Annotated in this window: 17 protein-coding genes; 10 read left to right on the top strand and 7 right to left on the bottom strand. The window is 40.5% G+C overall.

Annotated elements, in window-relative coordinates:
• Nucleotides 1-63: 63 nt before the first annotated feature.
• Both ABD692_RS16370 and ABD692_RS16365 read right to left on the bottom strand, forming a co-directional pair.
• Complete coding sequence (locus ABD692_RS16370) at nucleotides 64-2,433, bottom strand: PAS domain-containing sensor histidine kinase (RefSeq protein ID WP_344768677.1); 2,370 nt, start codon at nucleotides 2,431-2,433, stop codon at nucleotides 64-66.
• A 321-nt stretch (nucleotides 2,434-2,754) separates the two neighbouring features.
• On the bottom strand, nucleotides 2,755-3,339 hold the full coding sequence (locus tag ABD692_RS16365) for a hypothetical protein (RefSeq protein WP_344768676.1): 585 nt from the start codon (nucleotides 3,337-3,339) through the stop codon (nucleotides 2,755-2,757).
• 238 nt (nucleotides 3,340-3,577) lie between these two features.
• Here ABD692_RS16365 and ABD692_RS16360 point away from each other — a divergent pair, with 238 nt between their 5' ends.
• Both ABD692_RS16360 and ABD692_RS16355 read left to right on the top strand, forming a co-directional pair.
• The gene (locus ABD692_RS16360) at nucleotides 3,578-3,865 is read left to right on the top strand and encodes a hypothetical protein (RefSeq protein ID WP_344768674.1); all 288 of its coding nucleotides are present in this window, start codon (nucleotides 3,578-3,580) and stop codon (nucleotides 3,863-3,865) included.
• A gap of 120 nt (nucleotides 3,866-3,985) precedes the next feature.
• Nucleotides 3,986-4,471 carry an ankyrin repeat domain-containing protein gene (locus tag ABD692_RS16355; RefSeq protein WP_344768672.1) on the top strand — a complete coding sequence of 162 codons (486 nt, stop codon included), beginning with the start codon at nucleotides 3,986-3,988 and terminating at the stop codon, nucleotides 4,469-4,471.
• Here the strand turns inward: ABD692_RS16355 and ABD692_RS16350 are convergent.
• The 4 genes from ABD692_RS16350 to ABD692_RS16335 form a co-directional block, all read right to left on the bottom strand.
• Nucleotides 4,468-5,076: a hypothetical protein gene (locus ABD692_RS16350; protein WP_344768670.1), complete on the bottom strand. Its 609-nt coding sequence runs from the start codon at nucleotides 5,074-5,076 to the stop codon at nucleotides 4,468-4,470. The two genes, ABD692_RS16355 and ABD692_RS16350, sit on opposite strands and share 4 nt — an antisense overlap.
• Nucleotides 5,077-5,135: 59 nt before the next feature.
• On the bottom strand, nucleotides 5,136-7,328 hold the full coding sequence (locus tag ABD692_RS16345; protein WP_344768668.1) for a catalase: 2,193 nt from the start codon (nucleotides 7,326-7,328) through the stop codon (nucleotides 5,136-5,138).
• 13 nt (nucleotides 7,329-7,341) lie between these two features.
• Nucleotides 7,342-7,896: a YciE/YciF ferroxidase family protein gene (locus tag ABD692_RS16340; RefSeq protein ID WP_316757807.1), complete on the bottom strand. Its 555-nt coding sequence runs from the start codon at nucleotides 7,894-7,896 to the stop codon at nucleotides 7,342-7,344.
• A gap of 234 nt (nucleotides 7,897-8,130) precedes the next feature.
• Nucleotides 8,131-8,928: an SDR family oxidoreductase gene (locus ABD692_RS16335; RefSeq protein WP_344768665.1), complete on the bottom strand. Its 798-nt coding sequence runs from the start codon at nucleotides 8,926-8,928 to the stop codon at nucleotides 8,131-8,133.
• Between the two features lie 437 nt (nucleotides 8,929-9,365).
• Between ABD692_RS16335 and ABD692_RS16330 the strand changes: the two genes are divergently transcribed.
• From ABD692_RS16330 to ABD692_RS16295, 8 genes are all read left to right on the top strand, one after another.
• The gene (locus ABD692_RS16330; protein WP_344768663.1) at nucleotides 9,366-9,881 is read left to right on the top strand and encodes a (2Fe-2S)-binding protein; all 516 of its coding nucleotides are present in this window, start codon (nucleotides 9,366-9,368) and stop codon (nucleotides 9,879-9,881) included.
• Nucleotides 9,874-10,893, top strand: coding sequence for an FAD binding domain-containing protein (locus ABD692_RS16325; protein WP_344768661.1), 1,020 nt, complete (start codon nucleotides 9,874-9,876; stop codon nucleotides 10,891-10,893). The genes ABD692_RS16330 and ABD692_RS16325 overlap by 8 nt, the downstream gene beginning before the upstream one ends.
• Nucleotides 10,894-10,916: 23 nt before the next feature.
• Nucleotides 10,917-13,154: a xanthine dehydrogenase family protein molybdopterin-binding subunit gene (locus ABD692_RS16320; protein WP_344768660.1), complete on the top strand. Its 2,238-nt coding sequence runs from the start codon at nucleotides 10,917-10,919 to the stop codon at nucleotides 13,152-13,154.
• Between the two features lie 344 nt (nucleotides 13,155-13,498).
• Nucleotides 13,499-13,915 carry an SRPBCC domain-containing protein gene (locus tag ABD692_RS16315; protein ID WP_344768658.1) on the top strand — a complete coding sequence of 139 codons (417 nt, stop codon included), beginning with the start codon at nucleotides 13,499-13,501 and terminating at the stop codon, nucleotides 13,913-13,915.
• 323 nt (nucleotides 13,916-14,238) lie between these two features.
• On the top strand, nucleotides 14,239-15,354 hold the full coding sequence (locus tag ABD692_RS16310; RefSeq protein WP_344768656.1) for an acyltransferase family protein: 1,116 nt from the start codon (nucleotides 14,239-14,241) through the stop codon (nucleotides 15,352-15,354).
• A 280-nt stretch (nucleotides 15,355-15,634) separates the two neighbouring features.
• Complete coding sequence (locus tag ABD692_RS16305; RefSeq protein WP_344768654.1) at nucleotides 15,635-17,119, top strand: alpha-amylase; 1,485 nt, start codon at nucleotides 15,635-15,637, stop codon at nucleotides 17,117-17,119.
• A gap of 43 nt (nucleotides 17,120-17,162) precedes the next feature.
• Nucleotides 17,163-17,612 (top strand): low affinity iron permease family protein, encoded by a 450-nt coding sequence (locus tag ABD692_RS16300; RefSeq protein WP_316757789.1) that lies wholly within the window; start codon nucleotides 17,163-17,165, stop codon nucleotides 17,610-17,612.
• A gap of 34 nt (nucleotides 17,613-17,646) precedes the next feature.
• Nucleotides 17,647-18,864 carry a DUF2252 family protein gene (locus ABD692_RS16295; RefSeq protein WP_344768650.1) on the top strand — a complete coding sequence of 406 codons (1,218 nt, stop codon included), beginning with the start codon at nucleotides 17,647-17,649 and terminating at the stop codon, nucleotides 18,862-18,864.
• Between the two features lie 61 nt (nucleotides 18,865-18,925).
• On the opposite strand, the gene ABD692_RS16290 is transcribed toward ABD692_RS16295, so the two are convergent.
• Entirely contained in the window at nucleotides 18,926-19,786 is an 861-nt protein-coding gene (locus tag ABD692_RS16290; RefSeq protein WP_344768648.1) for a nitrogen regulation protein NR(II), read from the bottom strand.
• Nucleotides 19,787-21,795: the final 2,009 nt, after the last annotated feature.

The raw sequence follows: 21,795 nt of genomic DNA, 5'->3' as shown, positions 1-21,795 counted from the left end.
GTTCTTCAGGCAATAAAGCAACTGATTGATACCAAATTCAATTTAGTAATCATCACCAACTCCTTAAATTGGCAGACTAAAAACAAACTGCGAACCAACACCATACTCACTATCTAACCAGATCCTGCCTTCGTGCCGTTTAACAATTTCAGCGCACAAATAAAGACCGATTCCAAAGCCAGAAATCGAATGCATATGTTCTCCTTCAACTCGGTAATAGCGGTCGAAAATATGAATTGCATCTGATGACCGTATGCCCATTCCCTGATCTTTAACACTAACAATCACTTCATCTTTTAAAGTATCGCAGTTAATTAATATTTTAGTTCCAAATGCTGAATATTTCACAGCGTTGCTAATGAGGTTATGGATTACATGCGCAATTTTTTCCCTGTCGGCATTAATAAAAATTTCTGAGGAAGGAGAAAACAGCAGTTCATGGGTAGAAATAGTCCCCTGAGTTTCTTCTTCTATTTCTTTTAATAGAGCAGCTATGTCGAAATTTTGGAGACTGATATCAATTTTTCCAGACTCCAGTCTTGAGATATTTAAAAAACCATTTATCATGGTCGTCATCTTGTTGACTTGCAAATCTGCTCTTTCCAGCGTTTTGATTACAAATTCTTCTTCATAATTTTTAAGCCTGTAATTTAGCACCTGAATGTATGCTTTCATGGAAGTTAACGGCGTTTTAAGCTCATGGCTAACCATCCCAATAAAATCATTTTTACGGATTTCATCCAATTTCTTCTCTGTAATCTCGTTGATTACACCTGTAAAATATTCTTTTCCGTTCCGTTGCTGCATCTCCCCGATAGCCCTCACCCAACGGGTTTTGCCATCTATATTTCCTATTATCGGATATTCAGTATCAAAACGACCACCTTCATTAATCGTAAGCTCGACCAGCTCCGCAACTTGCTGACGGTAATCTGGATGGATCTGGTTGATGGCAGCCTCATAAGGCACAACATCGTCTGGATCAAAGCCAAAAAATTCCTTAAGCTTCGCAGATGCAACAAATGTTCTGTCAATTGCATTTATCTGAAAAGTTCCCAGTCCAGCTGCCTCGATTGCCATGCTCAGATTCTCCGCAGCAAGCTTTACTTCAGCTTCTGCCAGATACTGTTCCGTTATATCCATAACCACACCCGTAAAAGCAGAGAACGTCCCTGAAGAATCAACCTTCAAATTTCCAATTGCCCTAAGCCATCGAAAACGGTGATCATGCAGGCCTACAACGGGATAAGTAACATCGTAATCACCATTATTATAAATGGCATTTTCCAATTTAGAAGCCACAAATGGTCGGTATTCTTTGGTAATTTGTGCAAGCGCATCTTCTATAGTCAGGGGTTCATCCTCATAATAGCCGAAAAGCTCTTTTAAACGGGCATCGGTAATGAATTCTCTGGTCGTTGAATGAATAAACCAGGTACCGAAATTTGCTGCGCTAACGGCTAAACGAAAAGCAAGCTGTGATTCTGCTACCTGATCCTGAGCAAGGATAAGTTCTTGATTTACCATTGCAACCTCTTCAATGGAAGTTGCCAGTTCTTCATTTGAAGCTGCCAGTTCCTCGTTTATGGCCTGTAAATCCTTGGCACTATTTTCTAGAGATTCCTCAATTCGCTTTCGATCAGTCACATCACGTGTAGTGCCGGCAATTGCCTCCACCTCACCACGATCATCAAGAACAGGCGTTAGAATATAATCATAAATTCTCTTACCCAAAACAGCATGTGGGAAAGATACTTCTCCTCTTATTGGTTGTTTGTTTTCTTTAATATTATCGATCTCGCGTTCGTGCATTTCTGCATGCCAGGGTTCATATCCGTTTTCAAGAAGACTCTTACCAATAGCATCTTCCCATGTTTTGCCCCACATGGTTAGCAAGGCCTGGTTTGCATAGGTAAAGCGATATTCCAGATCAAAAACATACATTAAATCGGGCGTATTAGAGGTAACGGTTTCGTAGAACCGTTTCTGCTGATCAGATTTTATTCGGGCTTCCACAAGTTGCAATTCAGCATTTTTACGTTCAGTAATGTCGCTGGCAGTACCAAACCATTCGATAATTTCCCCGTCATTATCTAAAATGGGTACCGCCCTGGAAATGGTCCACCCTGGAGAACCGTCTGCCCGCAAAACGCGGTGCTCCAGGTAAAATACTTTCTTTTCAGCAATCGCTAGCTCAATGGTTTGATTAACCAAATCCAAATCCTCAGGATGAACATTGTTTTCCTTCCAGTTCAGTGTAGGCCCCTTGGTATCCTTTAAAAAACCTCGGCCATCCAGCTCCCTCATTTCGCTCCAATCAGGGCTGAAAGAATATATAACATCTGATGTTGCTTTGAGTAGTGCATTGAAACGAGCTTCAGTTTCAGTAAAGTGCTGATTATTTGATACTGCCCTGGTAGAAAAATCTGTCATATATATCCTAACACAAAAAATATAATTTTGCTTTAAATGTTATATTTTTTTTTGAAACTGGCCAAAAATAGAGCAAAACGCCTTTAAGATATTTTACTCATTAAGTAGCTTCAAAACATGGAGAAAGTATTAGGGATCAAAAACCAGTGATCAAAGCTTTATCCTCAACCAACCCAAAATCGCCAGGATTCGAGGGGCATTAAACCCAATTATTTAAAAAAATAAGTTTTACAACAAATAAAAATACTACATACTAAGATGGTGAACGGCAATTAACTCTTTCGTCAATTAACAGTTTGCAATAAGGAGCATTGCCCCGGCTTAAAGCGACTGCAGTAAGTTGTTTTTTTTCTGTTGATTAGCGTATTCCTCATTCATAAACTTTTTGAAATCCTGATCACGGTTATTGGCCGACTGTTCTAACTCTTTTAAAAGAGCTGACCCATTAGCCTTTAGCAGTGTAGAGCGTGCTTTGTCGCCATTGGCGGTTGCTAATGATTTTACCGAATCGAGGGTAATTTGCTGATTGGAAAGTAAATCCGATGGCAAAATTACGCTTTTTCCTGTCGCATAGGCTTCCATCCGCTTTAAGCTTGCTCGATTAATATCCATAAGCTGTGTCAAGGTTTCTGAAGGCTTATTTTTCGCATTTCCTGCCTGGAGTTTTAAAAGACGGTCTTCCATAAGCAAAGAATAAGTTATGTTTCTCAAATGATCAGCAGCCTCTCCATCGAGCTTAGTCTGAAAGGTTTCTGATCCGCCGACCTTGTTTGGCATAACCGTATCTCCAGAGATGCTATCTTTTTCCATGCTCGATCTTTTATCTGCACTATTACAAGCCATCAGGCATAAAACCGCAAATCCTATGGCTGGCTTTAACCAAACCAGTTGTTTAAAATTCTTCATATTAAAATATAAATATCATGTAAGCAATACAAATAATACAAAGGCACTGACCAAAAGTTTTAATATTATTAGAAAATTGCATGATACTTTTGTTTAGTTATGGCTAATAAAACGGATCTAATCAATAAACTTACTTTCATTAAAATGCTCCATAATTATTCACACAACAGCTTAAAAGTGTGCAATTTTTAGCATGATTGAAAAGCCAGTGCTTCAGGAATAGAGTTTTTTTAAACTCTTGAAACTTTTTACTGGAATTATCAGTTTAATTGAAATGGTAGTAACAGGAACAATGGTTATTTCGATAGCTGAGGGACAAAAGGTTTTAGTATTATTGGCACCTTCTCACAGCGAGATTGATGAGTTATATCATCAACTCCGCATTGATGCTTATCAATTTAAGAAAGAGATCTCGAAACTACATACAGATATAAAATTTATTTCAGCAGGGTTCAAAGATGAAGAAGATGAACTCCATTGGAATGATGATTACATCCCGCTACCGAAATGGTATGAAAATAATTAGCGGATCATTTTCTCTGCCAAACACCTAATTGTAAAAACAATATTCAAACAGAAGATCTAACTAAAAAACTTTTTTGGCAAGAGAATGTTGCTTAGCTACGCCCAAAACCATTCAAAGATTATGAACATAAATGAGCTTATAATTCCAGCTGCCAGAAAGGGAGAAATTGCGGTTTTGCAAGAACTCTTTGCCAGGAATGTCGATGTTAATCACCGCGATTTAAAAGGCTACACGCCTCTGATAATTGCCTGTTATAATAATCAGCTGGAAGCAGCAAAATTACTCATTAATAACGGTGCTAATTTAGATGCGGCAGATGAAGGTGGCAATACAGCCTTAATGGGCGTTAGCTTTAAAGGATATATTGAAATAGCACAATTACTGATTGAATGCGGTGCAAATCTTGATCTACAACATGGCAATGGTGGCACAGCGCTAATGTTTGCAGCCATGTTTGGTAGGAACGATATTTTACAATTGCTTTTAGAGCACGGCGCTGATAAATACATAAAAGATATCAAGGGCCAGGATGCCCTGGAGTTTGCCGCTCTTCAGGGTAACGAAAAAGGCTTGGAAATTTTACAGAATTTTGTTTACGAAGGTTAATCTCTTAATAGCCCTTTCACTAAACTCTTCCATTGGGGATAAGAAAGACCAATTTTTGCCGCGATTCCAACAATTAAGTTCCTGCTTTTATCCAGAAAACTTCCATCAGAAGTATTTGCCAACTCGTTACGTCCATGTTCCTCGGCAAATATTTCGAGTTTAACTTTCCTTACTATAAATGTTGATGTTGCTTCCGCTTTAAGAAAATGAGCAATAGTACCATCTTTATCCATCGGATGGCAGCTTGGTCGAACCGTCATATACAATATCTGCTGTTCGCTATTTTCCAGCAATCTAATATCCTCTATCCTCACCCAGTCATACCCCATACCAGCATAAGTACCTGGCCCAGGAATATCAATTCTAATAAAATCCTTGATTATCGCTTTTCGCTCTGCCCGTATACCATTAGCATCGATAAGCTGAAAGGAAGAGATACCCGAGTGCTTTTCCCACTCATTTATCAATAATAATCGCTCGCATGCTTTGGCAAAGAAAACATCAGCTTCTTCCTGAGATGTAAAGATTCTTTTTTCCACGGCATCCATTGAGCTGCCAACATATTGAGCAGGAATAATATCAAGCAAATCAATTTCGTTTTCCATGTTTTTCAAAAAACAGCGGAGGCATCGAAGAGCCCCCGCCTGATCCAAGATTCAATGATTTATGCTGGAATTTTTCTAGGATTTTCACGATCCCAGAAACGGTGCATCGCTATCATTTTTATAAAAATATCTTTTAAGCTGTTGATATCAGAGGATACGATGACCCCCTCGCGTAACACAGTATCAGTTGAGTATTCTGCAGGTAATTTTTTAAAAAAATAAGTTGATTCCAATACCTGAATTGCTTCATCGTCGGCAGCTATTGCTTTGCAGTGCTTAAAAGCCTCATTTAAGAAATGAACAGCATTAGCTTCTGCTTCTAAGGTTGCCACAGAATTTGAGCCGCCAGGAATATATACGGCATCATAGAGCACCGATGCGGCAGTAAGAAAACTTTCGTCAGGGGTAATCTGCTGATCTCCCTTAGAAATAATATGACCAAGTTTGGGAGCTATAATATGCACAACCGCTCCCTGAGCGATTAGTGTATCTTTCACCTTGCTTAGTGATTTCTCATCGACACCATCTGCTGCAAGAATTGCAACTTTTCTGGTTTGGATGGTATTTTTAACAGTACCAGCCATGCTCAGCGCATCTGATTTGGAAAGGCTGCCTTTTGGATTTAACGAAGTGTAATCTTTTGGGTCAGCATCTGCAGGAATACTATTGTTTAGCTCATCGAGTCCAATTTTAGGAATATGCAACCCCAATGCAAATGCAACTTCCGCAGCAAGTGATTTATCGATCTGAACTAAAACCGCAAGCATTCTTTCGCGAACAGGCACTGCCTTTACCTTTCCGAGTTCAAAACTCAGGGCATCTATAATATGATTTCGCTCTGCATCACTTTGTGAGTTAAAAAACAAACGTGCCTGTGAAAAGTGATCGAAAAAACTTCGGCTTCTTGCCCTGATTTTTTTGGCATCTATCCGCTCATTATAGCTTACAAAGCCCCCTTCCGAGCCTTTTGCCTGCAAAGGATCATTATTACCCAATGCATTTGGACCATAACTGGTTTTGCCCCGATTAATAGTTTGCCGCATATAGCCATCCCGTTGATTGTTATGAACTGGAATAATCGGCCTGTTTATTGGAATTTCATGAAAATTAGGTCCACCCAAACGGATTAACTGGGTATCGGTATACGAAAACAATCTTCCCTGTAGCAGCGGATCATTTGTAAAATCAATACCAGGAACGACATGACCAACGTGGAAAGCAACCTGTTCTGTTTCGGCAAAGAAATTTTCTGGGTTGCGGTTTAAAGTCATCTTACCGATGCGTTGAACAGGAACAAGCTCTTCTGGAATTAATTTCGTAGGGTCTAAAATGTCGAAATCAAATTTAAATTCATCTTCCTCAGGTACAATCTGTACGCCGAGTTCCCACTCAGGAAATGCACCCGATTCAATCGCATCCCATAGATCTCTGCGATGAAAATCTGGATCCTTTCCAGAAATATTCTGAGCCTCATCCCAGGCAACTGCGTGAACGCCAAGAAGCGGTTTCCAGTGGAATTTAACGAAATTTGAAACACCCTGCTGATTAACAAAACGAAATGTATGTACCCCAAAACCTTCCATCATGCGATAGCTCCTGGGTAAGGCACGATCACTCATGGCCCACATAATCATATGAGCAGACTCAGGCATTTGCGAAATAAAATCCCAGAACGTGTCGTGAGCCGATGCTGCCTGGGGCATTTCGTTATCTGGTTCAGGTTTTACAGCATGTATTAAATCTGGAAATTTGATGGCATCCTGAATAAAAAAAACTGGCATATTATTTCCCACCAGGTCGAAATTGCCTTCCTGGGTGTAAAACTTTACCGCAAAGCCCCGCACATCTCTTGCCAAATCGGTAGATCCCCTCGAGCCAGCAACTGTTGAAAACCGCACAAAAACAGGCGTTTCCTCACCTGGATTACATAAAAAAGCAGCCTTTGTCCATTTAGACATATCCTCATACACTTTAAATACACCGTGAGCGGCCGAACCCCTCGCATGTACAATTCGTTCAGGTATGCGTTCATGATCGAAATGTGTTATTTTTTCTCGGAGGATGAAATCTTCCAGTAAGGTTGCCCCCCGATCGCCTGATTTGAGCGAGTTTTGGTCGTCATTGATTTTCAGACCGTGGTTTGTGGTCATAAACTGATCAGAAGCATCTGTTGTGAACGACTGCAGTTTAGTGGTTTTATCGTTTTCCTGTTGCGCTGATGCGCTATTTTTTTGGGAAGTTTTTTTAGCCATAGCTTCTGTTATTTTAAGCCTCTTCGGCTGCTTTATAATTTATTTCATTTCCTGCGATATCTGTAAGTTTCGTATCGGCCATCTTTTCCTCGCTAAGTGTTTGTTCCAGAATCTCGGCTACATCCGTTAAACCCAGCGTAATGGCCAGCTGATACAGACCGCCATAACTGGCAATTTCGTAGTGTTCAACCTTTTGTGATGCCAGAATGATGCCTACATCCCGCGTGGCAGTGCCAGGTTCAGTTTCTTCCACAATACCCTCTGCTTCTTTTGTCAAGCCTTCCATTGCATCGCATTTCTTTGCTATAGCTTTCTCGCCAAGCAATCCGAAAACATCTTCAAGACGTTTGACATGGCCCTTGGTTTCTTCCAGATGAGCAGTTATAGCATCCTTCAGTTCAGGTGCAGTCGCGGCAGAAATCATTTTCGGTAAGGATTTAACCAGATGATTTTCGGCCCAATATAAATCAGCAATCCCATCTTTAAAAAGTTCCTTTAATGCTGGAGATTTTTCTGTTGTTGTTTTAGAAGCAAATTTAGCGTCGCTCCCAGTATCTTTTGTTTTCATGGTTGATAGGTCTTTTCATCTACAACCTTATGGATTAAAATAAGTTTTAACTTTTTATTGCAATCTATCGGCTGGTGTCCTCACCCGCCGAAAAAAACAAAGTCACATCCAATCTATCGGCTGGTATCCGCACTTACATACCTTCTATCGGCTGGTGTCCTCACCTGCCGAAAAAACCGCGGCATTCCATGCAAAAGATGGAATGCCGCGGGTAGAAATGTCGTACTTAAAATCTTATGGCTGGCCGCCTCCGCCCATTGCCCCATAGATTTGTCCTGTAGAATAACTGGCGCTGTTATCGGCAAGCTGCACATAAATCGATGCCAGTTCAGCAGGCTGACCAGGTCTTCCCATTGGAGTCGCCTTTCCAAACTCCTTCAACTTTTCATCGGTGGCGCCACCGCCCACCTGGAGCGGTGTCCAGATCGGCCCAGGTGCTACCCCGTTCACCCTTACCCCTTTTGGCGTAAGAAACTTGGCGAGCGATCTTACTGTACTCGTATTGGCAGCTTTGGTTTGGGCATAATCAAAAAGTTCTGGCGAAGGATCATGTGCCTGCTCAGAAGTGGTCACGATAATGCTCGATCCAGGCTTCAAATGCGGAATGGATGCTTTAAGCAACCAAAACGGACCATAAATATTCGTTTTAATCGTTGCGTCAAAATCCTCTGTGCTGATCTCCAGGATCGATGGTTTGGTCTGTTGCCTTGCTGCATTACTAACGACAATATCAAGGCCTCCCAATTTCTTGACGCTATCTTCCACTAAATGCTTGCAAAAGGATTCTTCCCGAAGGTCGCCTGGAATTGCATAACCCTTTCGTCCAGCCTTGGTGATCAGATCAATTACTTCCCTCGCATCAGATTCTTCAGCTGGCAGATAATTGATTACCACATTTGCGCCCTCCCTTGCAAAAGCTATTGCAGCCGCCCGACCCATTCCCGAGTCTCCCCCAGTAATCAGTGCTTTTCTACCCATCAGCCTTCCAGAACCTTTATAGCTCAGTTCGCCGTGATCAGGCTTTGGATTCATTTTGCTGGCAAGCCCTGGAAAGGGTTGCTGTTGTGGGTTGAAAGGTGGTCTTGGATATTTCGTGGTCGGATCAATCAGTGCAGCGGCATCTTTGCCCTGAGCAGATAAATTTTCCGCAGCAAAAATGGGCGTTATGGCTAAGCCAGCAATGCCCAGACCAAGACCAGCTACCGCCTGGCGCCTGGTAATTGTTTCTTTGTTTTCCATAGGTGATGTTTTTGCAGGCATTGCTGCCTAAATACTTATCTATTTTTACTACACAGCAAATTCAGAAAATGTTTTGCCCACGAACACGGATTTGCATTCCAAAAAGGAGTGGAAGCATAATGCCTGATTTCAATGTATCGACTTATACTGATCTCCTGATGGATAAAAATCAAACAAAAAAAACTTAACGATAACTTAGCGTGTTAAGCATTACATAAAACTAACAAGATATGGTGCAACATGCTTACCCAATGCACGGTGAAGACCGTGGTAACCGAAGTACAATCTCCATTACGATAAACGGTGAACTAAAAAGGATCGAAATTGAACCCTGGGTTAGTCTTTTAGACTGTTTGAGGGACCATCTTGACCTAACTGGCACAAAAAAAGGATGTGATCATGGCCAGTGTGGAGCCTGTACCGTTATTGTCGATGGAAAACGCATTTTAAGTTGTCTTACGCTTGCCGTAATGAAGAATGGTAGTGCCGTTACAACAATTGAGGGCATTGCACAGGATAATGGCCTTCATCCACTGCAGCAAGCCTTCATAGATCACGATGCTTTTCAATGCGGTTATTGTACACCTGGACAGATCTGCAGTGCAATCGGGTTAATTTCGGAAGGGAAAGCAACTAACCGCGAAGAAGTTAAAGAGCTGATGAGCGGAAATCTTTGCCGTTGCGGTGCAAACGTTGGAATTATAGATGCCATCATCGAGGTAAAAGACGGAGGTAGAAATGAATAATTTCGATTACAAACAACCTGCCGATGTTGCTGAAGCAATTAAATCAAAAAATGATCATACAGGCAACATGTTTATTGCTGGTGGCACGAACCTGATCGACTTATGGAAATACAACCTTGTTCATCCAAATTCGCTCATAGACACCAGTTTACTTGGGGAGCTTTCAGAAATTACCTTACTCGAAAATAATGGTATAAGATTAGGTGCAACAGTTAAAAATGCAGATACAGCCTATCATCCGATTATTGAAGATAAATACCCGCTCTTATCAAAAGCGATTCTGGCAGGAGCGTCTGCTCAAATCAGAAATATGGCCAGCAATGGTGGTAATCTTTTGCAACGCACACGGTGCTATTATTTTTACGATAGCGATGTGCCATGCAACAAACGTGTTCCTGGTTCTGGATGCCCTGCAAAAAATGGCTATAACCGAATGCACGCAATTTTAGGTGCAAGCGAAGACTGTATAGCGGTCTTTCCTTCCGATATGTGCGTAGCACTGTCTGCACTTAATGCAACAGTAAATATTCAGGGGTCCGCCTCAAAAAGGGTGGTTCCCATTGGTGATTTTCACAGACTTCCTGGAAATACGCCTGAAATAGATAATGTTTTAAAAAGTGATGAGGTAATTACCTCAATTGATTTGCCAGAGAAAGGTTTCTCGAAAAACTACGCTTATCTTAAATTGCGTGACCGACATTCCTATGCCTTCGCGCTGGTATCTGTCGCAACAGCACTCGAGCTTGAAGGTAACACCATAAAAGAGGCTAGAATTGCAATTGGAGGCGTAGCACACAAACCGTGGCGTTCAATAGAGGCTGAACAATTCCTTTGCAACAAGGAAGCCACCGAAGAAAATTTTTCCGCTGCAGCAGATATTATTCTTCAGGCCGCTCAAGGTTACGGACATAATGACTTTAAAATCAAGCTGGCTAAAAATGCCATTATCAGAAATGGATTAATGGCATTGAATCCCTCCTCGCAACTTCCAGGAGCGGCTCCCTCGGCTTAAAAACTCACCTAATAATTTTAAAGATGGAACTTAATAAGATGGTTGGCAAACCAGTGAGCAGACTCGAAGGTACGGCGAAAGTTACCGGAACAGCTAAGTATGCGGCAGAGTATCCTGCGGAAAACCTGCTATTTGGCTATGTGGTTAGCAGTCCGATCACTAAAGGAAAAATCCTTAATATCGACATCAGTAAGGCCCTTGCAATTCCTGGTGTAATCGAAGTGATCTCACACCTCAACCGCCCCAAACTGGCCTGGCTTGATATTCAATATACCGACATGGATGCCCCGCCCGGCACCGTGTTTAAACCGCTGCTCGACGAAAACATACTATACAATGGTCAGCCCATTGCCCTTGTTGTAGCCGAAAGTTTTGAAACCGCCAGATATGCATCCAGCCAAATTAATTTTGAGTTCCAGGAACAGGTTCATCAAACCATTCTTGAGCGAAATCTGACCGAAGCGCGGGCACCCAAGAAAGGTTTGGCAACCGCATTGAAACCACCCCCACCTCCACCAACAGGAAATTTTGAAGAGGCTTTCGAAAACGCAGCCGTAAAGGTGGCATCTGAATATCGGCATGGAACTGAACATCACAATCCCATAGAACTGTTCGCTACCACAACAATATATGAAGGAAACGGGAAGCTGAAGATCTATGATAAAACCCAGGGCACCATTAATAATCAACTTTATGTGGCAAATATTTTTGGCCTGAAATATAAAGACGTGCAGGTTTTGGCACCATTCGTTGGCGGTGCTTTTGGTTCTGGATTAAGACCCCAGTATCAGCTTTTTCTTTGTGTTATGGCTGCACTCCATTTAAAAAGAAATGTGCGGGTGGTGCTAGACAGAAAGCAAATGTTTTCATTCGCACATCGGCCGCCATCAATACAATTACTTAGGTTTGCATCAGATATAAATGGTCGACTAACGGCTTTGGGCCACAGTGCCTTTGCAGAAACGTCAAATTTTGAGGATTATACGGAGCCGACTGCTGGCTGGAGCCACAGGCTCTATGCTGCTCCAAATACGCTGTTTGAGCATCAGATTGTGCCACTTGATGTATATACCCCTATGGATATGCGGGCACCTGGAGGTAGCACGGCCTTGCATGCAATAGAATGCACCATGGATGAACTATCCTACAAACTTAACATCGATCCCCTGGAGCTCCGTTTGCTTAATTATTCGGAAATGGATCCCTCTGCTAAAAAGCCATATACCAGTAAAGCACTTCGGGCATGTTACCTGGAGGCTGCTGAAAAGTTCGGGTGGAGCAACAGGAACCCCGAACCGCGAAGCATGACCCGTGGCAACAAACTCATCGGTTATGGAATGGCTACAGGAATCTGGGATGCTTTTCAGTTTCCAGCAAGGGTGCAGGCCATAATAAATAGAGAAGGAAAGCTAATCCTTCACAACGCTACTACGGATATTGGTACAGGAACCTTAACCGTTATGACTCAAATTGCTGCAGATGAACTTGGCCTTGCCATGGAAGATGTGGATTTTCAATATGGCGATAGCAAAAAGCCATTTTCTATGTTCCAGGGTGGGTCAGCCATTACCTCTTCAACGGGAGTAGCGATCCTCATGGCAGCCAAATCGTTGCGCAAAAAACTACTTAAAAAAGCCGCTCAAATGCCCGACTCTCCATTCAGAAAAGCGGATGATGAGATGGTATATTTCAGCAATGGCTCTTTGCACCTCAAAGAAAATGAATCTGCTAAAATTTCCTTGAAAGAGATCATCGCTTTCAACAAGGGGGTGGCCATTAAAACCACAAAGATGGGCAATCCTCATATGATTAAGCTTCGTAAATATAGCCTGGCCACACATAGTGCCTGTTTTGTTGAAGTTGAAGTGGATAAGGATTTAGGTACGGTTCAGGTTACCCGAGCGGTGAGTGCCATCGCGGCAGGCAAAATCATCAACCCAAAAACGGCCAAAAGCCAGATATCAGGCTCTATGATTTGGGGCATCAGTAAAGCCTTGCACGAAGAAACCATTATGGATGGGAACCTGGGAAAATATATGAATGCAAATCTGGGTGAATACCATATTCCTGTACATGCAGATATCGGGCAACTCGATGTAATCTTTGTAGAAGAAAAGGATGAATTAATCAACGAATTGGGAACTAAGGGTGTCGGAGAAATCGGCCTTGTAGGCATGCCTGCTGCAATTTCAAACGCAGTTTTCCATGCAACTGGTAAACGCATCAGAAAGCTGCCGATCCATTTAGATGATTTGATTTAATCTCATAGAAGATTAATCCAACCTTTCCACGTTTTAGAGAACAACCCTTACTCTGAAACGTGGAAGGACTATATTCCCAAATAATCCATACAAAAAGATAGCAGGCTGAAGAATCAGCAAGCATCAACTACAAAGCCCGCCCACCATTTAAACTTAAAAAATAGCTCATAGCTGAATCATCTTCCCTTCAACACTGATGAGTTCCAAAAAAGTTTGGCAAGGGCGGGGTGCGGCCAATTTTTGTAAAATGGCAACGATGTCCTGAACCACCCTTAAAAATGTCGTACCCAGGTGCCAACAATTCGGCCTGTCAAAATTAGATTTGCTGGATAAGATCAATATCTATGCAGCCCATCACCGTAAGCATCCAAGTCAACGCCCCCATACAACGCGTATGGAAATTGTGGAACACGCCAGAGGACATCAGAAAATGGAACAACGTATCCGAAGACTGGCATACCCCATCGGCCGAGAATGATCTGCGCCCTGGTGGAAAGCTAAAACTGGTAATGGGTCTGAAGGATGGAAGTTTCAGCTTTGATTTCAACGCTAAATATAACCAGGTGAAGACTCATGAACTAATCAGCTATGCCCTTTCCGATGGCCGCCATTCGACCATTACTTTTACTGGAAGCAACCCTGTCACCATAGCTGAGACCTTTGAGCCCAACGCTACCGATCCGCTGGACATGCAAACTGATTTTTGCAGTGCCGTGCTGGCCTCTTTCAAAAAATATGCGGAATCGCAAGAGGAACAATAACCATCACTCAAGATAGGCTCCTGTCCCGTTCTTTTTATAAAAGCATGCGGGTTCGCAACAATCTTTTCACTGGAATCTAAAATTTGAATTAGACTTTTTACTTAACTGATATCCAAGGTTTTTCCCGTATTATGGTTCTTATTATATCGGGCTCAATCTGTACCGTAAAGCTGATACAGGTGCTCCTGTTACGGCAATGTTTAGCATAATTATTGCTTTCGTTTCATGAAGTAACAATTTAATCGTTTAGGAGGGAATAATTATAATCAGGCTGTGAATGCTGGCTATTTTTTAACAAATTGCAATTTTTTACAACCTATTACATGACGACCAACCTACCCAACGAACTAGCCACCAAACCACATTACCCTATATTAGATGGACTTCGCGGTATCGCAGCGATAATCGTTGTAACCTTTCACCTGGCCGAGCCATTTTCAACAAGCAATCTGGATAAATTCGTTAACCATGGTTACCTGGCTGTCGACTTTTTCTTTTTATTATCTGGCTTCGTGATCGGCTACGCTTACGATGATCGATGGCAGAAAACCACAGTAGCAACTTTTTTCAAACGTCGTATCGAACGTCTTCAACCAATGGTGGTATTAGGCATGACCCTCGGAGCAATTGGATTCTATTTCACAGATTCTACCCTATGGCCATTGATTCATACCGTTCCTGTTTGGAAAATGTTGTTAGTTATGTTGATCGGTTACACGATCCTTCCGGTGCCACTATCGCTTGATATCCGTGGCTGGCAAGAAATGCATCCCCTTAATAGCGTAGGCTGGTCGCTGTTCTTTGAATACATTGCAAACATTTTATATGCCGTTTGGATCAGAAAATTTTCAATCCTGGCGTTGAGTATTTTAGTTGGCATTGCTGCTATCGCACTTGCACACCTGGCAATTACCAACGGTGACGTCAGTGGTGGCTGGACACTAAATGTGGAACAGGTATGGATTGGATTTACCCGAACGATGTTCCCTTTCTTTGCTGGTCTGTTATTGTCACGTGTAGCAAAACCAACCCGAATTAAGAACGCTTTTTTGTGGTGCAGCCTGTTGGTAGCGATTGTACTTTACATGCCGCGAATAGGTGGTGCTGAGCAGATATGGATGAACGGGATTTATGATTCCGTTTGCATCATTATAATTTTCCCACTGATCGTATATCTGGGTGCTAGTGGCGTGATGCACTCTCAAAAAGAGAACAGGATATGCAAATTCCTTGGTGATATATCCTATCCACTTTACATGGTTCATTACCCTGTGGTTTATTTTTACGTTGCATGGATCAGTAATAATAAGGGAATAACTATTGCCCAGGCATGGCCTGGTGCGTTTCTCATTTTAATAGGCGTAGTCGTTTTAGCTTATCTCGAATTGAAATGGTATGATGAACCAGTCCGCAAATGGCTGCGCAGAAAGCTTGCATAGACTGGCATCTAAAATCAGGAGTTAAATAATAAATCTTATTCTAAAATCAACAAAGCGGGTTATTACTAACATTTCAGAATACCAAAATTCACAATACCACTGTACTGCGCCATGTTATAGATTTTGAGCAATTGTGTGACTAATTTGTTTGATTGGTTGTTATGATTTATACACCAGTACAAATCTCCCCATTTACAGGATATTTGATAATGAACATAATCTCCCCAAACTTTTTACCATTCCTACGGTTATTGGTTCAAGATGAACTACTAGTTGCTATATGGAAAACTTTACAATGCTGCAGTATTTCCAATGGTATTACCCTGCTGACGGGAGCCTTTGGAAAAAAATAACAAAAGACGCGAAAGAACTAAAAGCCTTCGGAATTGATACATTATGGATTCCTCCAGCCCACAAGGGAATGGATGGAAAAGAATCCACGGGATATGACGTGTACGACCATTACGATTTAGGCGAGTTCGACCAAAAAGGCTCCATAGCCACAAAGTATGGTTCTAAAGCAGAATTGCTGGAAGCAGTTGGTGCGGCGCAGTCGGCTGGCCTCCAGGTTTACGCAGATATTGTACTCAACCATGTAGGAGGCGGGGATGAAACGGAAATAGTGAAGGTGAGAAAGGTGGATCCCCAAAATCGTAATGAATTTGTATCCGACCCCTACGAAATTGAAGCCTATACCAAATTCAACTTTCCTGGGAGACAGGTAAAATATTCTGATTTTAAATGGGACTACAAATGTTTTACGGGGGTAGATTTTGATAAAAAAAATGAAGAAACAGCCATCTACAGTATTCAAAATAAAGACCGTGAAGGCTGGCAGGATGTACTTGATAACGAAAATGGGAATTACGATTACCTCATGCTTTGCGATATTGATTTCCGAAATCCTTCGGTTATGGAGGAACTAAAAAAGTGGGGCGAATGGTTTCATGAAACGCTTAAGTTTGATGGTTTTAGACTCGACGCCATCAAACACATGCCACCCTTTTTTTTCAATGAATGGCTAGACCACATGAGAACTTTTACCGGAAAGGAACTCTTCACCGTCGGTGAATATTGGTCGCCAGGTCAACTGGATGTGATGCTCGAGTACATTGATGTTACTCAGGGAAGAATGTCCTTATTTGATGCCTGTTTGCAGGCCAATTTTTCCACCGCATCCAAACAAGGGGCCGACTATGATTTATCACAAATTTTTACGGGAACATTAGTTTCAGCAAAACCTGAACTGGCCGTAACATTGGTAGAAAATCACGACACTCAGCCCCTTCAGTCATTAGAGCAAACTGTCGAATACTGGTTTCGTCCGCTTGCCTATGCAATGATATTATTAAGGGCTACTGGCTATCCTTGCATTTTTTATCCTGATTTATACGGTGCTAAATATACCGATCAAGGAAATGATGGAGAGGAACATCAGATTGTGCTCGAGCCCATTACCCAAATCCAAGCCATGTTAGGCCTTAGGCAAAATAATGTTTATGGCGAGCAAAGAGACTATTTCGACCATCCGAATTGCATAGGCTGGACAGTTAAGGGTGCGGTAGAAAAACCCGGCTCTGGAATAGCTGTCCTGCTTTCCAACGGTGGAGAAGGATTCAAATCAATGGAGATCGGCAAAGCCTTTGCGGGCAGAACTTTTCACGACCGACTTGGGGTGATTGATTCTGAAGTCGTAATAAATGAAGATGGCTGGGGCGAGTTCCTGTGTGGCGCTGGCTCTGTTTCGGCCTGGACAGCTGATTAGTTTTTAATAGAATCACCCCAAACCTCGATATAAACTTACGACCATGAAAAAGCAAAATTTTTTCGAAAGTGCCGCGAATCAGATAACGTGTTGGACAGGAAGCTCATCTGCCTTCCTCATTGCTTTTGGAATTGTATTGATCTGGGGCATCAGTGGGCCCATATTCCACTTCTCGGATACCTGGCAATTGGTGATCAATACAGGAACAACCATCGTGACTTTTCTGATGGTATTTTTAATTCAGAAAACGCAAAACAAGGATTCGAAAGCGATACAATTAAAGCTTAATGAATTAATTGCCGCAAGCAGGCATGCGAGTAATCGAATGGTCGACATTGAGGATTTAAATGAATCCGAACTTGATGTCCTGCATAAATATTATGAAAAACTCTCCGATGTTGCCGAGAAGGATGATGATATCCATAAATCGCATTCCATTGATTCAGCAAAAGAACTTGCCGAAAAGAAACAACAGGACAACAAGATAAATTAATTTATATGAATCTAAATTTTGAAAGATAAGCTCAATGTCCAACGTCGAAGAAATAATTGCATTCAATAAGAATCGTTTCCCTGAGGTATTGAAACTCAAATATCAGGCGATGCTTGAAAATGGGTTTCGTTTTTACCGTGGTACTTGCCATTTGTTTTATAAACACCTATCCCAGGAAAAGGCTATGCCTGCATCCCCTGTCGGATGGATTTGTGGAGACTTGCACCTGGAAAATTTCGGGAGCTATCGGGGCAATAATAAAATGGTTTATTTCGACTTAAATGATTTCGACGAGGCGATTAAAGCACCAGTTCTTTGGGAGGTTATTCGCCTAATCACAAGTATATTTATTGCTTTTCAAAGTTTCGAAATAGAATCTGAGCAGGCGATGAATATGGTCTTGCTATTTATCAAAAGTTACTCAACAACTTTGTGCAGTGGAAAAGCAGTCGATTTGGACCCCAGAACATCCAAAGGAATTGTTTGTGATTTTTTAAAAAGGGCTGAACAGAGTTCTTATGATGATTTACTCAAAAAAAGAACCTATGAGAAAAAAGGTAAGCTTGTACTGGATTTGCAAGATGAGCGGCATTTTGAAGTTAATAAAGATTTAAAAAAGGAACTTAAGCAGCACATTACCACATGGCTCGAGGAAAATGATGAAAGTCCTTACAATTATAAAGTTAAAGATGTCGTTTACCGATTAGCAGGAACTGGGAGCCTTGGGCAAAAGAGATACTTGTTCCTTTTAAAGAGCATCAATACAAAAGACAGTTACCTGCTTATTGACATGAAGCAGGCTTTTGATTCTTCTCTCACGCCCTATTTTAAAAAAGTGCAGCCTGCATTCGAAGACAATGCCAACAGGATTATCACCATACAGAAACGAATGCAGCATGTATCAGCTTCACTGCTCTCAACCAGCCGTTTTAAAAATGAAGATTATGTCATGCAGGAGCTTCAGCCAGTTAAGGACACGATCGATTTTAAGATTTTAAAAAATGATTACCGCAATATGTATCAGGTAATTGATGACATGGCCATACTAACCGCCTCGGCACAGTTGCGCAGTACAGGTATGGATGGATCCGCAACTAAGGATGAATTAATGGCTTTTGGCCGACAGGAAAAATGGAAGCTGATTTTGCCCGAGATTGCAATTAAGCTTGCCTCTAAGGTTTTTACGGATTATCATCATTTTGAGGATGCCTGCAGGAATGGCCCCTTGAAGGACTCCATATTGGGTGTCTAAACTTTCGGATTCGATTCATCTATCTTTGAAAAAATAGAAAGAAATTAATCGTTGTTGAACGTTAAGTTTTCTCTATTAATTTTTCTCTTACGATCGAGGTAACATCAGTCGCAATAATCATAATCGAATTCGTAACCTCAGATTTATTCTTTATCGGCTCATATATAAAATTAAAATAGACCACTTCTTCTGCGCCATTAATAAATAGTGAAACAGGCGATTCCCTGCCTACATAACGTTTACCCGTAGTATAAACTTCATCCAGGATGTCAAGATATGGTTGTCCTGCAAGTTCAGGCAAAGCTTCAGCGAGTGGCTTTCCAATTACAGACTTGTTTTTACCCCATAACTGAAGTATCAAACTATTCGCTACCTCAATTTTCAAATGGCGATATTTTAAAACACCAAATGCTATAGGTGCCTGTTCCAAAAACAGATTAATATCATCACGCATCCGGGAGAGATTTCGGTTTAACAGTACTCCGAGATTATAAGCATCACTAAGTTCTTCATGAGCTGTATTTAGATCTGAGTGGGCTAAGTTTAATTCGGATTTGAACAATGAATTTTCGGTTCTTGCTTCAGCAAATTCAAGAAAAGGTTTATCAAATAAGCTAAGCGAGTGGAGCTGTCCAGACAACATTTGTGTAATATGCCCAAGTTTCTCCCGATCTTCAACACGCATACTTAAATATTCAGAACTATTAATCCGAACCTCCCCAAAATTTATTCCATCTTGACTCAACAATATCGAAGTGTGTGTGTTTTCTACTCCATCTACCTCAGTCGAAGGAACAACGTTAATTATAAAATCGTTGAATTTAAAAGTTCTCTCGATCAACACAGATACATGATCAACAATCGCCTGTTTTACTTTGCTCATTGAGGATTGAACTTCCTGAATACCTTTAATTTCTCCCATATAAATACCTTCCTTTTTCCATCTTATCAGTTTAAAATTAGTGTTGCCTCACATTCACAGGATAAACCCATCAACACAGAAAGTTAGATTTTTATCCTATTTAAAATCTGTTTTTAAAAGCCGTTTGAGCCATTTGTATTTTTACCTACGCCCCATCCAGATAAGGGGTAGCCGATTATCAAAAAAAAACTGCGATTAATACGCAATGTATCGAAATTATGCTAGCTTTATGCAAGTCGAGTTAACTATCGTCTTATTTCATCCAAATAACTTTAGCCTACCGTTCGATTAGTGAGGATTTCTTGAAGAAAGAACGAATATCCAGCAAAACTAAATTACAATGTGCCGCTTCAAATTTGCAAATTATCTCAATTACGAACAAAGTGCTTTATGATAAATGACAATCTGGAAACACAATTAAAAGAAAGGGTATTAACCAAATCAGGTATCATCAGTATAACAGAAACAGATTGTCGGTTAATTTCCGAGCTTGTATTCCTAAAAACCAAAAACTATATTTCAGAATCAAATTTAAAACGCATTTATGGTTTTTCCCGGAACAAGTATGCTTTACCAACCCCATTTGTTTTAAACAGCCTGAGTCAATTTATCGGCTTCGAAAACTGGAAGGATTTCGTCGACCAGGAATCATTTAGGTAAGTCGTTTAAATTGCTTTTGAATTGTTTAAAATAGGAAGAATATTTCGATCAGTCATTAAGGTTTTTAAACCCATAATATCTCCAGAATTCAGTAAAACCTGGAATTTTTAGTAACAAATCGGTTTAGGTAATTCCTTTAATTAAATTCCTGATGAAAAATTGGATCAATTAGCGAATATAATAGGTTCAAATTGTTGATGACTTAAAAGAGCAAAAGATTGAATTAGAATATTTTAAAACCCATAACCACAGCCCCGTTTAGTTGAAAATTTAGAACACAGATATTTGGAATGTCAAGACAATATTTTGTAACACTTAGTTTCAGCACCATACCAAAAAACCTTCGTTTTATGATACAAAAATGTAATACGAACATCAAACTAAGGTGTAAGCTTACGATAGATTGCTTTCCTCTGAAAACGTTAAAGCCTTGAGATAGATGCCATTTCGTCAACCGCAATAGTGATTGATTTTGGTTCCGTTTGCACTGGGGGCAAACATGATTGAAGACCAAAGTCATGTAATTTAAAAATATATTTATCTGCTGACTGTTTATATGAGGCCATATATTTAGGGGCAATAGAAAAAATGTACCCGGCATTCCTAACAATTAATTTTGCCTCCTCTACATTATCAATTTTTCCAATAAATTTTCGAAAGTCATTCGGTGTGTTTATAACTTTAATTGATTTATCTTTTTTGACGGCTACAATATAGTAAGAACAAAATCCTGGACACACGCCGAAAAAAAACCTACAGAACTAAATGTTTTTTTTACATACTTAGAGTACTTAATATCTCCAAGTTGAGCTATTATTTGTTGTTCAGATCTGGAGGAGCTGAATATGCTGGGATTATAGATGCATTCCCAATACAGATAATCATCAATATTTTTAATTGATTTAAGATCTGAGTCATCAGATGTAATAGGATTATATTCATCTTGTACACTAATTGCCGCAAAGCCATAATTAATGAGTGCTACCATTATTAAAAAAAGAGTGTTTATTTTAATATTCATACTATTATAGATGTTCTGTACCAATAAATTCCATAAAACTATTAATAAAGATAAGACATCATATTATATACAAGGGGATAGCTAATTTGAATTTTTATTAAAAGTTCGTTTTTTGAGACCATAGAAAAATAGTAATTACTGTTGAATTTGATTTTTTGTATTCCGAATTGCTTTTAAGCCAAGATCAATAATACCCTTAAGAAATTCTTTGTTATGTCCAAACACATAATCATTTACAACCTGCGTAGAATAATTATTAATATGCTCGATGGTCTTTTTATCTATCGTGTCAGGTTGAATATTTTTTTTTCGGCGCAACAAATATCTT

Origin of the sequence: Pedobacter ginsengiterrae (assembly GCF_039537385.1) — a bacterium.
Taxonomy (GTDB): Bacteria; Bacteroidota; Bacteroidia; order Sphingobacteriales; family Sphingobacteriaceae; genus Pedobacter; species Pedobacter ginsengiterrae.
The sequence above is the reverse complement of the archived record's forward strand: the minus strand, read 5'-3'. Positions and strand labels throughout refer to the sequence as shown.